Source organism: Streptomyces sp. NPDC006925 (assembly GCF_042869575.1).
Lineage (GTDB): Bacteria > Actinomycetota > Actinomycetes > Streptomycetales > Streptomycetaceae > Streptomyces.
In genome coordinates, this window is sequence record NZ_JBIAGB010000014.1 from 175,809 (window position 1) to 190,670 (window position 14,862).

Genomic DNA, 14,862 nt, shown 5'->3' on the forward strand with positions numbered 1-14,862 from the left:
CCGGCCCGCGGCCGGGCACCGGTCCCGCTCACAGGCCGTACTCCTTCCAGCGGCGGCTGACCAGCTCGGCCACCCGCGGGTCCGACTCGATCATCCCGGGCCAGCCGCCGTCCCGCGTGTACCCCTCCTCGGGCAGCTTGCGGGTCGCGTCGATGCCCGCCTTGCCGCCCCAGAACTGCTGGTAGGAGGCGTGGTCGAGGTGGTCGACGGGGCCTTCGGCCACCGTGAGGTCGCGTGCGTAGTCCACGTTGCCGAGCGCCCGCCAGGAGACCTCGTGCAGATTCCGCACGTCGCAGTCCTTGTCGACCACGACGATGAGTTTGGTCAGCGACATCATGTGCGCGCCCCAGACGGCGTGCATCACCTTCTGCGCGTGCTTGGGGTAGCGCTTGTCGATGGCCACGATCGCGCAGTTGTGGAAGCCGCCGGACTCGGGCAGGTGGTAGTCGACGATGTCGGGCACGATGACCTTCAGCAGCGGCAGGAAGAACCGCTCCGTGGCCCGGCCCAGCGGCCCGTCCTCGGTCGGCGGGCGGCCCACCACGATGGACTGGAGCAGCGGCCGCTTCCGGGTGGTGACGCAGTCGATGGTCAGCGCGGGGAAGAGTTCCTGCGGCGTGTAGAAGCCCGTGTGGTCGCCGAACGGGCCCTCCGGGCGCAGCTCCCCCGGCTCCAGCCAGCCCTCCAGCACCACCTCGGCGGCGGCGGGCACCTGGAGCGGGACGGTCTTGCAGTCCACCATCTCCACCCGCTTGCCCTGGAGGAAGCCCGCCAGCAGGTACTCGTCGATGTCCGCGGGGAGCGGTGCGGTGGAGGCGTAGGTCACGGCGGGCGGGCAGCCGAAGGCGATGGCGACGGGCAGCTTCTCGCCGCGCCGCGCCGCGACCTGGTAGTGGTTGCGGCTGTCCTTGTGGATCTGCCAGTGCATCCCGATGGTGCGGCGGTCGTGCCGCTGGAGCCGGTAGAGCCCCAGGTTGCGGACGCCGGTCTCGGGGTCCTTGGTGTGGGTGAGGCCCAGGTTGAAGAACGAGCCGCCGTCCTCGGGCCAGGTGAACAGCGCGGGCAACCGTTCCAGGTCCACCTCGTCGCCCTGCTGGACGACTTCCTGGACGGGCGCGTCCTTCACCTTCCGCGGCGGGACGTGCGTCATCGCGCCGAGCTTTCCGAACGCCTCCCGGAAGCCGACGAAGCCCTGCGGCAGCTCGGGCTTGAGCAGACCGCCGATCTTCGCGCCGATCTCGTCGTAGGAGTCCAGGCCGAGCGCCTTGAGCAGCCGGCGGTCGGTGCCGTAGACGTTCATCGCCAGGGGCAGGTCCGAACCCTTGACGTTCTCGAACAGAAGTGCCGGGCCGCCCGCCTTGTTCACCCGGTCGACGAGCTCCCCGACCTCCAGATGGGGATCGACCTCGGCCTTGACCCGCACCAGGTCGCGGTCACGCTCCAGTGCTCGCAGGAGCGAGCGGAGATCGTCGTATGCCATACGTCTCAGTATCCTCCCCGATGCCCGCGCCCTGAGCGCCGGGGGCCGCGCCGGGGCCATTACGCTTGGCTCGTGGGAACCCGCCGAGCGGGTACCCGCACCCCGCATCCGTCCAGCGGCATCTCGCACCCAGGGGGCGTTCCGCGTGCTCAGGTATCTCCCGTTCCTCTTGATCCTGGCCGTGTGGATCTACGCGTTCATCGACTGCCTCAACACGCCCGAGAACGAGGTCCGCAAGCTGCCGAAGGTGGCGTGGGTCATCATCATCCTGCTGTTCGGGCAGGTGCTGCTGGGGCCGGTGGCCTGGTTCGCGGTCGGCCGGCCGCGGCGCAACGCGCCCTATGGCGCGACCCGCCCCGACGAGCGGCGCTGGGTCGCCCCGGACGACAACCCGGACTTCCTGAAGTCCCTGAACGAGCCCACGGCGCCCGGTCCGGACTCCTCCTCCGACGCGCCTCCGGCCCCGGAACCGGCCCCGGAACCGGCTCCGGACCCCACCCCGGAGCAGCGCCGCGAGTCCCCGCGCGACGAGGACGAGCTGCCCCACCGCAAGGACCGCGACGACGGCTGAACCGTCGGGGCCGGTCCTTCCCGGCGGCCTCTGGGCGCTCCGCTCCGGAGGTCCGCCACGCTCCGGACAGCGGGAGTGCGCGCGGGGCCCCTCCCGGACAGCGGGAGCGCGCGGAGTCGCGCCGACGGGCGCCTCAGCGCGCGGAACAGCACGCGGCCGCGCTAGCAGCGCCGCACGTAGTCGTCCCGGAGGGCCGTGAAGCGCTCCGCCGTCCGGGCCGCCCAGTCCGTCGGCTGTCCGCGCAGCTCGTTCTGGAGCAGTTCGAAGTGCTCGTGCCACCGGGCGAGGACCTCGTGGAGCCGCCCGGCGTCGGCGGTGAAGTCGTTGCGGAACCGGACCCGGGTGTGGTCGTCGTCCACGGACCCGCGCAGGGTGAAGCCGAAGGAGCCGCGCGCGTCGACCGTGTACTCCGCCAGCCGGCGCCGCGACCAGGCGGTGATCCGCCCGGGGGTGGCGAGCTCCTGCGGGCCGTCGGCGCCCGCGGCGGGCTCCCCGTTCCACCAGTGCAGGGTCACCGCGCCGCCGGGGCCGGGTTCGAAGGGGTCGGCCGCCGCGAGCCAGCCACGCAGCCCGGCGGGGGTGGCGACCGCCGCCCACACGCTCTCCAGCGGATGCGGGAACGCCAGCTCGAAGCCGATCGTGTGGGCGGCGCCGCCGGGACCGCTCCGCGCCATGCCGTACGGGATGCCGTACGCGGTGGTCCCTGCCAGGCCTTCGGTGCTCATAGCTCCACCTTCACCCCGGACGCGGGGGTCGGGCCCCTCAGATACCCGCGTACGAGTGCTTGCCGTTGAAGAAGATATTCACACCGTAATAGTTGAAAAGGAAACAGGCGAAAGCGAGAAGTGCGAGATATGCCGCTTTGCGTCCCTTCCAACCCGCAGTGGCGCGTGCGTGCAGATAGCAAGCGTAGGCGACCCAGGTGATGAACGACCAGACCTCCTTCGGGTCCCAGCCCCAGTAGCGGCCCCAGGCGTCACCCGCCCAGATCGCGCCCGCCACGATGGTGAAGGTCCAGAAGGGGAAGACCGTCGCGTTGATCCGGTAGGCGAACTTGTCGAGCGAGGCCGCCGAGGGCAGCCGCTCCATGATCGAGGACCGCACGGCGCCGGGCTTGCGCCCGGCCAGCAGCTGCGTCTCGTAGGCGTCCCGGAACAGGTAGAGCAGGGAGCCGACGAAGCCGAGGTAGAGCAGCGCGCCGCAGGTGATGGCGAGCGAGACGTGGATCCACAGCCAGTACGAGTGGAGCGCGGGCACCAACTGGTCGCTGTCCGTGTACAGGACGGTGACGGCCAGCCCCAGGTCCAGCAGGACGGTGGTGACCAGCGGCAGCCCGATCCAGCGGACGTTCTTCTTCGCCAACAGCAGCGCCAGGTACGCGCCGACCGCCACCATCGAGAAGGCGGTCGAGAACTCGTACATGTTGCCCCAGGGGGCACGCTGCACCGACAGCGAGCGGGTCAGCACCCCGGCGACGTGCAGCAGGAAGGAGAGCACCGTCAGCGAGACGGCGATCCGCCCGTAGGTGTCGCCCTGCTCGTCGCCCGCCGCGGCTCCGGGGCCGTCCGGCAGGTCGCCGCGCCGGCCGCTGCTGGAGCGGGTCACGATCTTCGGCGGTGCGGGCTTCTCCAGCACCGCCGTACCGCCGCCCTGCTCCGCGCTCCGCGCGGCTGCGCCGGGCTGCTGACCGGGAACGGCCGCGTCCACGGGGTCCTTCCGCGTCAGCGCGGCGGCCGTGCGGCCCACCTTGCTGCGGGAGCCGAAGGTCCATTCGGCGATGTAGGCGCAGAAGGCCAGCACGTAGACGGCCATCGCCGAATAGATCAGATAGTTGCTGACGTGCGCGAGCTGCTCGTTCGGCTCGGCTGCGAGGAGGTTCACTTGCCTGCTCCTTCGGGGGCTTCAGCAGGATCGGCGGAGTCCGGCGCGGCGGCGCCGTCCGCGGCGGCATCCTCGGACGCGGCGTCCGCGCTCGGGGCGCCCTCGCCCGCGGCGTCCGCGGCGGGGGACTCGGCCGCGACGGGGGCCACGGCCTGCATATCGGTGGCCAGCGAGGCGAGTTCGTCCGGCAGCCGGGCCGACTCGCTGCGGCCGAGTGCGGCCATCTCGACGACCGTGTGCCCGTCACCGGCGGCGTAGGCCCGCACCCACACCCGGCGGCGCTGGATGAACAGGGAACCCGCGAGTCCCGCGATGGCGGCGAGCGCCCCGCCCAGCGCCCAGCCGTTGCCCACCTGGTGGGAGACCTGGAAGTTCGCCCACTTCTTGACGCCGTCGAAGGTGAGGCTCCCGGCACCGTTCGGGAGCTTCATGGTGGAGCCGGGGACGAGCTTCTCGGCGAACGGACCGCCGTCCTTGTCCTTGAACTTCGTCATGTTGTCCGTGTTCAGCTGGTACACGTTCTGCGCCGGTCCGCCGTCCACACCCAGGTTGCCGTGGTAGGCGGTCAGGAACATCGCCGGGTTCTTCAGGCTCGGCGACTGGGAGAACATGGTGCCGCTGCTCGGCTGGAAGTCGGGGACGAAGAAGCCCTGGAAGCCGAGCTGGTCCTTGCGGCCCTTCGCGTCCAGGTAGTCGGTGACCTTGACCACTCCGCTGGAGGTCTGGTTGTTGTCCTGCTGGAGGAAGGGCACCGGGCCGCGGTAGGCGATGTTGCCCTTGCCGTCCTTGACGGTGACCACGGGCGCGTAGCCGTTGGCGATCAGGTAGATCTTGGACGAGCCGACCTTCAGCGGATGGTTCACCTTGATGGTCTCGTCCCGCTCCGTACCGTCGGCGCCCTTGGCGAAGGCGATGTCGGCGCGGTAGTCGCGCGGGGTGCCCTTGTTGGGGCCGCTCTCCTCGTAGGTGGCGTGGAACTCCTTCAGCCGGAAGGCGAAGGGGTCGAGCATGTCGGCGCCGAAGAGCGAGCCGGACTGGAAGTCGTCGTACTGGGTGAGGACGTTGGAGAACCCGTCGCCCTGCACGATCAGCTTGCGCCCCTCGGACTTGAACAGCTGCCCCGAGGCGAAGGCCAGCAGCAGCACGATGAGCGCGATGTGGAACAGAAGGTTGCCCACCTCGCGCAGATAGCCCTTCTCGGAGGCGACCGCGCCCCCGCCCGAGCCGTCCCGGTGGGTGCGGAACCGCCTGCGCCGCAGCAGCGAGCGGGCCGCCACCAGCGTCTCCTCCGGCTCCGCCGCGGTGCGCCAGGTCGTGTAGACCGGCATCCGGTCCAGCCGGCGCGGGGCGCGCGGCGGCCGGGCACGCAACTGGCCGACGAACTGCCAGGTGCGCGGCACGATGCAGCCGATCAGCGAGACGAACAGCAGGATGTAGATCGCCGAGAACCAGACCGACGTGTAGACGTCGAAGAGCTGGAGCTTGTCGTAGAGCGGCGCGAGGGTGGTGTGGTCGGCACGGAACTGCTCGACCTTGAGCGCGTCCACCGGCGTCTGCGGGACGATCGAGCCCGGTATGGCGCCCAGCGACAGCAGGAAGAGCAGGATCAGCGCCACCCGCATCGAGGTGAGCTGCCGCCAGAACCAGCGCAGCCAGCCCAGCGGGCCGAGCGAGGGAACGTTCAGCTTCTCCTCGCCGGGGGCGGTCGAGAGCTGGGCCGCGGCCGCGCGCTCGCTCCCGGAATCGGCCGCGGACTCGGCCGCCGCGCCCGCACTGTCGCGGACCTCGGGCGACCCCGTCGGCTCACCGGCCTCGTCGGCCGCCGCTTCGGCGGCCCCCTTGCCGGTACCGGTCGTGCTCATGGATCAGATCCCCACCGTGAAGTCGGACGACCAGACCGTGATCTCGTAGACGATCCGGTCCCAGATGCCTGTGACGAGCAGCACGCCCACGGCGACGAGCATCCCGCCGCCGATCCGCATCACCCAGGCGTAGTGCTGCTTCACCCAGCCGAACGCACCCAGCGCACGGCGGAAGGCGAGCGCGGCGACGACGAACGGCACCCCCAGGCCCAGGCAGTAGGCCACCGTCAGCAACGCACCGCGCCCGGCGCTGGCCTGGTTCGAGGAGAGCGTGAGGACGGCGGCGAGCGTGGGCCCGATGCACGGCGTCCAGCCGATGCCGAAGAGCACCCCCAGCATCGGCGCCCCCGCCAGCCCGATCGCGGGCCGCTTGTGGATCCGCACCTCCCGCTGGGTGAAGCGGGTCAGCGGGCCGAGAGCGCCCATGAAGGCGAGGCCGAGCACGATCGTCAGGCCGCCCAGCACCCGCGAGATGAGGGTGCGGTGCTCCTGCAGAGTGGCGCCGAAACCGCCGAAGAGGGCGCCGCCGGAGACGAAGACGGCAGTGAAGCCGAGCACGAACAGGCCCGCGCCCAGGAACATCCGGCCGCGCCGGGCATCGGCCAGGTCGGTACCGCTGACCCCGGTGACGTAGGAGAGGTAGCCGGGCACCAGCGGCAGTACGCAGGGCGAGAAGAACGAGACCAGTCCGCCCAGCAGGGCGACGGGCAGGGCCAGCAGCAGGGCGCCGCCGTAGACGGTGCCGTTCATTCCCGTGGCCGCGAGGGAGATCATGGGGCGGTCACTTCGCGTCGATCAGGGGGTCGAGCGCGGAGCGCAGCTCCTTCTCGCTCAGTTCCTTCAGGGCCCGCACCGCGACCTTGCCGTCCTTGTCGAGGATCAGGGTGGAGGGGATGGCCTGCGGCGAGAGGGTGTTCTTGGGGAACTTGAGGATGAGCTTGCCGCTGGGGTCGTAGAAGCTCGGGTAGTCGATGTCGTAGTTCCGCTCGAACGCCTTGGCGTTGGCCTTGTCCAGGTCGCGGGTGTTGATGCCGACGAACGCGACGCCCCGGTCCTCGGTGTCCCGGGCGACCTTGGCGAGGTTCGGTGCCTCGGCGCGGCAGGGGCTGCACCAGGAGCCCCACACGTTCAGCACGACGACCTTGCCCTTGAAGTCGGAGAGCTTCAGCTTCTTCCCGTCGACGGAGGGACCCGCCAGGTCGGGAACCGAGGAGCGCCGGGACTTCGGGACCTTGGTGATCTCCCCCGTCCCCTGGACGAACTTGGTGTCGCCCGAGGACGAACCCGTCTGCTCCTCGCCGCAGGCGGACAGCAGCAGCGCACCGGCGGCGATCCCGGCGGCCAGCAGGACGGTGCGGCGGCGGGAGGCGCGGATCTGGCTCATGTGAAAAGTTTCGCATGCTCGTATGGGGGATCTTCCGCGCCCCCCTGCTGACCCTGCGGACCCGGTTCCCGCGCAGGTCGGCCGCCGGCCCGGCCCACCGCGTAGCGGCGGTGGGCTCAGGCGCCCGCGCCCCGGCCCTGCGCGCCCTTGGCCGCGCCCTTGGGCCGCTTGGCTCCCGCCCGCAGATGCGCGGGCACCAGGTCGCGGGCCGGTTCGGAGTAGCCGACCGAGACGATGCGGTCCCCGAGGAAGGTGAAGCTGGTCAGCGAGGCCAGCGTGCACTGGCGGCGCCGCGGGTCGTGCCAGAGCCTGCGGCGCTCGACGAAGCTGCGCAGGATCCAGATCGGCAGCTGGTGGCTGACGCAGACGGCTTCGTGGCCGCGGGCCGCGTCCTTGGCGTGCTCGATCGCGCTCCGCATCCGGACGACCTGGTCCAGATACGGCTCGCCCCAGGAGGGGCGGAAGGGGTTGCGCAGATGGCGCCAGTTCTCCGGCTTGCGCAGCGCGCCGTCGCCGACGCCGAAGGTCTTGCCCTGGAAGACGTTCCCCGCCTCGATCAGCCGCTCGTCGGTGCCGATGTCGAGGCCGTGGGCCTTGGCGATCGGCGCCGCGGTCTCCTGGGCGCGCTCCAGCGGGGAGGCGAGCACGCGGGTGATGTCGCGCCCCTCCAGGTGTTCGGCGACCCGGTCGGCCATCCGGCGGCCCAGGTCGGAGAGGTGGTATCCGGCCAGTCGCCCGTAGAGGATGCCCTCGGGGTTGTCGACCTCGCCGTGCCGCATCACGTGCACGACGGTGACGGTCTTGTCGTCGGCGCCGGCCGCGGGGGCCGCGCCGTCCAGGCGCTCGCTCATGCCGGCACCGCCTCGGCCGCGGCGCGGGCGGCGGCGGGCAGCGCGTCGGCCACCCGCTCCAGCGCGCGCTCGTCGTGCGCCGCGGAGAGGAACCACGCCTCGAATCCGGAGGGTGGCAGGTAGACGCCCTGGGCGAGCATCGAGTGGAAGAACGCGGTGAAGCGGAAGGACTCCTGCCGCTTGGCCGCCGCGTAGTCGGTGACGCCCGTGCCGCCGAAGTCGCCGAAGAAGACGGAGAACATGCTGCCCGCCGTCTGCACCGTGTGCGCCACGCCCTCCTTGGCCAGCGCCTCGGTGGCGAGCTGCCGCACCTGCCGGGCCGCGGCGTCCACCACGCCGTGCGCGGCGAAGCCGTCGGCGGCCAGCAGCCGCAACTGGGTCAGCCCTGCCGCGGTGGCGACCGGGTTCCCGGACAGCGTGCCCGCCTGGTAGACGGGGCCTGCCGGTGCCAGGTGGTCCATCACGTCCTTGCGCCCGCCGAACGCGGCCGTCGGGAAGCCACCGCCCATCACCTTGCCGAACGTCATCAGATCGGGTGTGACGCCGTCGAGGCCGTACCAGCCGTGCGGCGAGGCGCGGAAGCCGGTCATCACCTCGTCGGAGACGAACAGCGCGCCGTCGGCGCGGCACAGGTCGGCGAGCCCCTGGTTGAAGGAGGGCCGCCCGTCGGCCGCCGGCAGCGGCGGGACGATGCCCATGTTGCCGGGCGACGCCTCGGTGATCACGCAGGCGATCTCCCGGGGGTGCGCGGCGAACGCCTCGCGGACCGCGTCCAGGTCGTTGTACGGCAGCACGATCGTGTCGCCGGCCTGCGCCCCGGTGACGCCCGGGGTGTCCGGCAGGCCCAGGGTGGCGACCCCGGACCCGGCCGCGGCGAGCAGCGAGTCGACGTGCCCGTGGTAGCACCCGGCGAACTTGACGACCTTGGAGCGGCCGGTGAACCCGCGCGCCAGCCGGATCGCGGACATGGTCGCCTCGGTGCCCGAGGAGACCAGCCGCACCTGCTCGACGGGGTCGATCCGGTGCACGATCTCCTCGGCGAGCGCCACCTCGTCCTCGACGGGCGTGCCGAAGGAGGTGCCGCGCTCCACGGCCTTGCGCACCGCCTCCGTCACCTGGGGGTGCGCGTGGCCGAGGATCATCGGCCCCCAGGAGCAGACCAGGTCGACGTACTCCCGGCCGTCCGCGTCCGTCAGGTAGGGACCGGAACCGGACACCATGAACCGGGGCGTTCCGCCCACGCCGCGGAAGGCGCGGACCGGAGAGTTCACGCCTCCTGGCGTCACGGCGGCGGCGCGGTCGAAGAGCGACTGCGATACTGGGGCGCTGTAGGAGTAAGTCACGAAAGCCATGGTGTCAGAGCCCCCTGTGCCGGGGGCCGGGGGCGTTTCACGCTCCGCGGGGCGGGGAGGTCTCTGACACGATGATCGGGCCGCACGGGGACGGCTGTGCGGCCCGGATGAGCAGTCGGGTGGTGACATGCATCGCGGTGGCGGACTGGGAGAGGAGCCCGGCCACTCGGGGACCGGCCCGGAGCGGGCCCAGGGGCGCCACAGGCGCACCGCGGCCGAGGACGGAACCGCGGCGGGCGGCGGCGCGAACAGCGGTGCGGTGGACGGGGGAACGGCGGGCGGCGGCGCACCGTCCGAGAGCGGAACGGCGGGCGGCGCCACCGGCAGCACCACCAGCGGCAGCGGCACGGTGCACGGCGGCGGCCTCGCGGGTATCGGGAGCACGGCGAAGACCAGGAGCAGCAGGGGTGGCGGCCGAGTGGGGGTGACCTACAAGTACTTCGGGGCACCGGACGGTGCCACGGCCGCACGCGTACCCATCTCGATGCGACCCGAGGAACTGGGCGGGGACGAGCTGGGCCAGGGCATGTTCACCAAGATCAAGCCCGAGACGATGGCGGCCATGGTGCTGACGGGGATCGAGGGGATACCGCTGCACCGGGTCCCCCCGCTGGAACTCGTCGTCCTGCACCCGGACTACGCGGTCGTCAAGCTCCCGATGACGGTCGTCGACCCGCTCCGCGGCATCGGCGAGGAGACGGTGGGCGCGGCCGCCTTCATCTGGTCCACGGTCCCCGACCGGGCCGGCCCGCAGGACGCCTTCAACGTCTACCAGCTCCTGCACCGCTGGCAGGACTTCTCCGACCGGCTGCACGAGGCGGGGCACCAGGCGTACTGCCTGGTGTGGCCCTGACCGCCCGGGCGCCCGCAGGACACCAGCACCTTCCGGGGCACCGGAGCCACGCAGGTCCCCGGCACCCCACAGGACACCCGTCCCGCCACCGGCCGACCGGTGACGGGACGCGCAGGCCGCGCGGCGCGGGCCGGGGTCAGTCCCGGGTCCCCGCGCCTCTCCCGGCCCGCTCGCGATCAGCGCCGGCCCGCTCGCGATCGGCGCCGCTCCGCTCCCCGGGATCGGCCGGCTCCGCCTCGCTCACGGCCCGGGCGACCTCCGCGTCCAGGGTCTCGGCCGCCGGCTTCGGTGCCCCGGGGTCGACCGGGCCGATCCGGAACTCGAAGTCGCCGCCGTACTGCTCGTGTCCCGCGACGACGGCGCTGCCGACGGCCTCCTCGCCGCGCTCGCTGCGGATGACGACCGGGTCCCGGCGCAGGTCCTTGGTCAGCGCCACACACAGGCCGACCATCACCAGCGTGAAGGGGACCGCGACCAGGATGGTCAGGTTCTTCAGTCCTTCCAGCGCCTCGTCACCGCCGCCGCCGATCATCAGCATGACCGCGCCGACGGCGCCGGTCAGCACGCCCCAGACGATGACCACCGTGCGGCTGGGCTCCATCGTCCCCTTCTGCGAGAGGGTGCCCATCACGATGGAGGCGGCGTCGGCCCCGGAGACGAAGAAGATGCCGACCAGGATCATCACGACGAGGCTGGTGACACCGGCGATCGGGTACTCCCGCAGCACGCCGAAGAGCTGCGCCTCCTGGGAGGCGGCACCGGCCAGATCCACGCCGCCGGACTGGAGCTTCATGGCCGTACCGCCGAAGATCGCGAACCAGACCAGGCTCACGACGCTGGGCACCAGGATCACGCCGCCGACGAACTGCCGGATGGTGCGGCCGCGGCTGATCCGGGCGATGAACATGCCGACGAACGGAGTCCAGGAGATCCACCAGGCCCAGTAGAAGACCGTCCAGCTGGAGAGCCAGTCCGCGACGCCCTCGCCGCTGCTGGCGTCGGTGCGGCCGACCAGTTGCGGCAGGTCGCCGACGAAGCCGCCGAGCGAAGTCGGTACCAGGTTGAGCATCAGGATGGTGGGGCCGGCCACGAAGAGGAAGAGCACGAGCAGCCCCGCCAGCACCATGTTGATGTTGGAGAGCCACTGGATCCCCTTCTCGACGCCGGAGACGGCGGAGGCCACGAAGGCCACCGTCAGCACGGCGATGATGGAGACCAGCACACCGGTACCGACCTTCTCCGCCCAGCCGACCTCCTCCATCCCGCTGCCGATCTGCAGGGCGCCCAGCCCCAGCGAGGCGGCCGAGCCGAAGAGCGTGGCGAAGATCGCCAGAATGTCGATGACCTTGCCGAAGCCGCCGTTGGCAGCCTTTTCGCCGATCAGCGGGGTGAAGACCGCGCTGATCGTCTGCCGCCTGCCCCGGCGGAAGCAGCTGTAGGCGATGGCCAGGCCCACGACCGCGTAGATCGCCCAGGGGTGCAGCGTCCAGTGGAAGAGCGTGGTGGCCAGCGAGGTCTCCATGCGCTCGGCGTCGTCGGCCGGATGCGTACCGGGCGGAGCGTTGCTGAAGTGGCTCAGCGGCTCGCTCACCCCGTAGAACATCAGCCCGATGCCCATGCCCGCGCTGAACATCATCGCGACCCAGGAGACCGTTCTGAACTCGGGCTCCTCCCCCTCTTTGCCCAGGGTGATCCGGCCGTAGCGGCTGAACGCCAGCCACAGCGAGAAGATCACGAAACCGGTGGCGGCGAGCACGAAGGCCCAGCCGCCGTTGTGCATCGTGCCGCTCAGCATCTTCTGCGAAACGTCGGCGAGTGATGCGGTGCCGACTGCTCCCCAGACGACGAAGGCGAGCGTGAGTACCGCTGTGACACCGAACACGAGCCGGTCGGTACGCGGCCGCCCGGTCGGTCCCCCGTGGGAGGCGGTCGCCTCCTGCGTCTGCTGCTTCACGTCTGCCCGTTGTCCTTCCGCCGAACCTCCGATGGATTCGCAGGGCCGCTACCCGACTCGGCCCGAAGTAGTCCGATCAGATGCCCGCAACGGGCCCGATGTACCGGTCAACTCCACCACTTTCGGGGGATGTTGATCGCACGCCGCACCCGGCCGGGGGAGCACGCACCACCGCGGAGCGGAAAAGCAGCGAAAGGGAAAAGACTGACTTCTCGCGCCATAGGGGCCGGGCAACCGGACGTCCGAGCGGCAGGTGCGGTAGACATGTGCCGTCACCCCGTCGGCGGAACGCCCCTCGCGGGCACACCCCGAACCGGACGACCCGGACGACACCCCCGGACGACACCCCCGGACCCGGAAGAGACCCCCGGACCCGGACGACAACCCCGAACGAGGAGGCCAGCCGTGCCGCGGAGGGCAAAGAGGTATGCGACGCGCGCGGGACTCGCGTCATCCGCGACCAGTGCCGCGCTCGTCCTCGCGCTCGCCGGCACGGTCACGGGCTGCACCGGCTCCTCCGGAGGCGAGGACGACAAGGACGGCAAGCCCGGCGGCGCCTCCGCCTCCCCCTCGGCCGCGGCCCCCGGCAAGTACGACAGCCTCCCCGAACCGTGCGGCACGGTCGGCGTGAGCCACCTGCGGGACATGCTCCCGGGCGCCGCGGCATCCGGCGACGGGGGCGACGGGGGCGACGAGGAGAACACGGCCGCACCCAGCACCGGCCCCGACCCCCTGGAGGGCGAGGCCAGCACCACCTACGACACCGACCGCAGCGTGGGCTGCCGCTGGAAGAGCGCCACCACACTCGGCACCCGCCACCTGTCCGTCCAGTTCGAGCGGGTGGTCTCCTACGACCCGTCGGTCAGCGACGACGAGCAGGCCGAGCGGCTCTACGGCGAGAAGGCGCGCAAGGCCGGGATCAGCGGCGCACCGGGCCCCACCTCCGGCAGTCCGTCCGGCAAGACGCCCGACGGACACGCCTCCCCCACCGCGGAGGACGGCGGCAAGAGCACCGGGGACGACGACCCGGACAGCTCAGCGGACCCGGACAAGACCCCCGCGGAGACACCCTCCTCCACCGCGGAGGAGGACGTGGCGCCCCGCACCCTTCAGGACATCGGCGACGCCGCCTATCTCGACGACGCCCTGCACACCGCCGACTCCGGACTGCACCGGGACATCACCCTGGTCTTCCGGACGGCCAACGTGATCGCCACCGTCGAGTACGACCAGTGGGTGACCGACAAGCACCGGATCCCCGACAGCCACGAACTCCAGCAGAAGACACGCCGACTCGCCGAGCAGCTCGCCGGGCGGTTCGAGGAGGACTGATCCGCCGCGGCCCACGCGGCCCCGCGCGCACCCGGCGGCGCTCCGGACTGTGGCCCGTGCCACCTGTGGGCAGTCACACGCTGCGGAAGTGCCGCGAAACGCCCGCACCGCGCCGGGCGCCGCGTACCGTTCCGACAGCACCGCGGCCACTCCCGGCTCGGCACAACTGGTGAAGACCCCGGAAGCGAAGGAACCATGCACCGAAACGCCCCGCGCAACGCCCCTCGACGGAGCAGGACCGTGCGGAACGCAGTCGCCTGCGCCGCAGCGGCGCTCCCCGTCCTGCTGGTGGTCGGCTGCTCCTCGGACTCCGACAAGGACAACGGGTCCGACACCCCCTCTGCCTCCGCGAGCAAGTCCCCCACCGTGGCGCCCGCGAAGTACAAGAAGCTGCCCGACTCCTGCAAGACCCTCGACAAGAAGGCCGCGAAGGACCTGGTGCCCGGCACCAAGGACGACTCGGGCAAGAGCGTCGGCTCCGGAGACGCCGACGACTCCAACAGCTGCCTGTGGAGCGGCCTGGACAAGTACGACTACAGCCAGCTCACGCTCTCCTTCAAGCGCTTCGACTCCGACCCGGCGATCGGCTCCGGCGACAAGCGCGCCGCGGACTATGTCAAGCAGCAGGTGGAGGAGAAGACCGGCAGCAAGGACAACAAGGACCTCAAGAAGTCCGACACCTCCGGCATCGGCGACCAGGCGGTCTCGGTCGTCTACGAGACGGAGAAGAAGGACGCCAAGGGCAAGTCGGCCGACTACCGCGCCGAGCGTCTGGTGACCCGCACCGCCAATGTCGTGGTCACCGTCGACTACGAGGGCGCCGGGTTCGAGGACGCCAAGAAGCCCGACGCCGACGAGGTGAAGAAGCGCGCCGAGAAGGCCGCCAAGGCGGCGGTCGAGCACATCGGGTGACCGCCCTCGGGTGACCCCGCCCCGGCGCCGGACCCGCGCACCGCACGCGCCCCCGCCGGAGCCGGCTGCTCCCCCGCCGGCGCCGTCCGCTCCCGCAGCGCCGGATCCCACCGGGCCCGTCCGCACCGCACCGGAGCCCGGCCCTCCGCCCGAGGGCCGGGCTCCGCGCGCGTTCCGGCCCGCCGTATGTGCCAGGCTGGGCCCGCCAGTTTCCGAGGGTGGGGACAATTCCAGTGCAGGGCGTACAACTGACCCGAATACACCGCATACTGATCGCCGTCGTGGTCGCGGGAGCCGTGGTGATCGCGGCGATCGGCTTCGCCGGCTCCTACGCGGCGGTCCGCGAGCTGGCCGAGCGGAAAGGTTTCGGCGCGTTCGCACCGTTCTTCCCCATCGGGGTGGACGCGGGCATCGTCGTGCTGCTCGCGCT

The 14,862-nt window shown here is 71.5% G+C and carries 14 protein-coding genes; 5 read left to right on the forward strand and 9 right to left on the reverse strand.

The window, feature by feature from the left end; all coding sequences use genetic code 11:
* Window positions 1-28: 28 nt before the first annotated feature.
* Window positions 29-1,480 (reverse strand): menaquinone biosynthesis decarboxylase, encoded by a 1,452-nt coding sequence (locus tag ACFYNS_RS20340; RefSeq protein WP_360290782.1) that lies wholly within the window; start codon window positions 1,478-1,480, stop codon window positions 29-31.
* Between the two features lie 145 nt (window positions 1,481-1,625).
* On the opposite strand from ACFYNS_RS20340, the gene ACFYNS_RS20345 reads away from it, so the two are divergent.
* A complete protein-coding gene (locus tag ACFYNS_RS20345) occupies window positions 1,626-2,051 on the forward strand; it encodes a PLD nuclease N-terminal domain-containing protein (protein ID WP_360290785.1) in 426 nt (141 codons plus the stop codon).
* Between the two features lie 161 nt (window positions 2,052-2,212).
* Here the strand turns inward: ACFYNS_RS20345 and ACFYNS_RS20350 are convergent, their stop codons facing one another.
* The 7 genes from ACFYNS_RS20350 to hemL all read right to left on the reverse strand — a co-directional run bounded on the left by ACFYNS_RS20350 (window position 2,213) and on the right by hemL (window position 9,381).
* Complete coding sequence (locus ACFYNS_RS20350; protein WP_388604285.1) at window positions 2,213-2,776, reverse strand: hypothetical protein; 564 nt, start codon at window positions 2,774-2,776, stop codon at window positions 2,213-2,215.
* A gap of 37 nt (window positions 2,777-2,813) precedes the next feature.
* Window positions 2,814-3,932, reverse strand: coding sequence for a c-type cytochrome biogenesis protein CcsB (gene ccsB, locus ACFYNS_RS20355; RefSeq protein WP_360290791.1), 1,119 nt, complete (start codon window positions 3,930-3,932; stop codon window positions 2,814-2,816).
* Entirely contained in the window at window positions 3,929-5,794 is a 1,866-nt protein-coding gene (locus ACFYNS_RS20360) for a cytochrome c biogenesis protein ResB (protein WP_388604287.1), read from the reverse strand. The genes ccsB and ACFYNS_RS20360 overlap by 4 nt, the downstream gene beginning before the upstream one ends.
* A gap of 3 nt (window positions 5,795-5,797) precedes the next feature.
* Window positions 5,798-6,568: a cytochrome c biogenesis protein CcdA gene (locus tag ACFYNS_RS20365; RefSeq protein ID WP_360290796.1), complete on the reverse strand. Its 771-nt coding sequence runs from the start codon at window positions 6,566-6,568 to the stop codon at window positions 5,798-5,800.
* Between the two features lie 7 nt (window positions 6,569-6,575).
* Complete coding sequence (locus ACFYNS_RS20370; RefSeq protein ID WP_360290799.1) at window positions 6,576-7,178, reverse strand: TlpA disulfide reductase family protein; 603 nt, start codon at window positions 7,176-7,178, stop codon at window positions 6,576-6,578.
* A 116-nt stretch (window positions 7,179-7,294) separates the two neighbouring features.
* Entirely contained in the window at window positions 7,295-8,029 is a 735-nt protein-coding gene (locus ACFYNS_RS20375) for a histidine phosphatase family protein (protein ID WP_388604290.1), read from the reverse strand.
* Window positions 8,026-9,381: a glutamate-1-semialdehyde 2,1-aminomutase gene (gene hemL, locus ACFYNS_RS20380; protein WP_360290804.1), complete on the reverse strand. Its 1,356-nt coding sequence runs from the start codon at window positions 9,379-9,381 to the stop codon at window positions 8,026-8,028. The genes ACFYNS_RS20375 and hemL overlap by 4 nt, the downstream gene beginning before the upstream one ends.
* Before the next feature lie 127 nt (window positions 9,382-9,508).
* On the opposite strand from hemL, the gene ACFYNS_RS20385 reads away from it, so the two are divergent.
* A complete protein-coding gene (locus ACFYNS_RS20385; RefSeq protein WP_360290807.1) occupies window positions 9,509-10,234 on the forward strand; it encodes a hypothetical protein in 726 nt (241 codons plus the stop codon).
* Between the two features lie 136 nt (window positions 10,235-10,370).
* Here ACFYNS_RS20385 and ACFYNS_RS20390 read toward each other — a convergent pair whose 3' ends face one another.
* Window positions 10,371-12,188, reverse strand: a complete 1,818-nt coding sequence (locus ACFYNS_RS20390; protein WP_388604293.1) for a BCCT family transporter — start codon at window positions 12,186-12,188, stop codon at window positions 10,371-10,373.
* A gap of 405 nt (window positions 12,189-12,593) precedes the next feature.
* On the opposite strand from ACFYNS_RS20390, the gene ACFYNS_RS20395 reads away from it, so the two are divergent.
* The 3 genes from ACFYNS_RS20395 to ACFYNS_RS20405 all read left to right on the forward strand — a co-directional run.
* A complete protein-coding gene (locus ACFYNS_RS20395) occupies window positions 12,594-13,520 on the forward strand; it encodes a hypothetical protein (RefSeq protein WP_388604294.1) in 927 nt (308 codons plus the stop codon).
* 240 nt (window positions 13,521-13,760) lie between these two features.
* Window positions 13,761-14,432: a DUF3558 domain-containing protein gene (locus ACFYNS_RS20400; protein WP_360290816.1), complete on the forward strand. Its 672-nt coding sequence runs from the start codon at window positions 13,761-13,763 to the stop codon at window positions 14,430-14,432.
* A 233-nt stretch (window positions 14,433-14,665) separates the two neighbouring features.
* The coding region (locus ACFYNS_RS20405; protein WP_388604310.1) for a DUF2637 domain-containing protein at window positions 14,666-14,862 on the forward strand (197 nt) is incomplete at its 3' end.

What these genes read in the sequence shown, in the direction of transcription:
- ACFYNS_RS20340 (WP_360290782.1), bottom strand. Translation starts at nt 1,480, where the DNA reads ATGGCATACGACGATCTCCGCTCGCTCCTGCGAGCACTGGAGCGTGAC.
- ACFYNS_RS20350 (WP_388604285.1), bottom strand. Translation starts at nt 2,776, where the DNA reads ATGAGCACCGAAGGCCTGGCAGGGACCACCGCGTACGGCATCCCGTAC.
- ACFYNS_RS20360 (WP_388604287.1), bottom strand. Translation starts at nt 5,794, where the DNA reads ATGAGCACGACCGGTACCGGCAAGGGGGCCGCCGAAGCGGCGGCCGAC.
- ACFYNS_RS20365 (WP_360290796.1), bottom strand. Translation starts at nt 6,568, where the DNA reads ATGATCTCCCTCGCGGCCACGGGAATGAACGGCACCGTCTACGGCGGC.
- ACFYNS_RS20370 (WP_360290799.1), bottom strand. Translation starts at nt 7,178, where the DNA reads ATGAGCCAGATCCGCGCCTCCCGCCGCCGCACCGTCCTGCTGGCCGCC.
- ACFYNS_RS20375 (WP_388604290.1), bottom strand. Translation starts at nt 8,029, where the DNA reads ATGAGCGAGCGCCTGGACGGCGCGGCCCCCGCGGCCGGCGCCGACGAC.
- hemL (WP_360290804.1), bottom strand. Translation starts at nt 9,381, where the DNA reads ATGGCTTTCGTGACTTACTCCTACAGCGCCCCAGTATCGCAGTCGCTC.
- ACFYNS_RS20385 (WP_360290807.1), top strand. Translation starts at nt 9,509, where the DNA reads ATGCATCGCGGTGGCGGACTGGGAGAGGAGCCCGGCCACTCGGGGACC.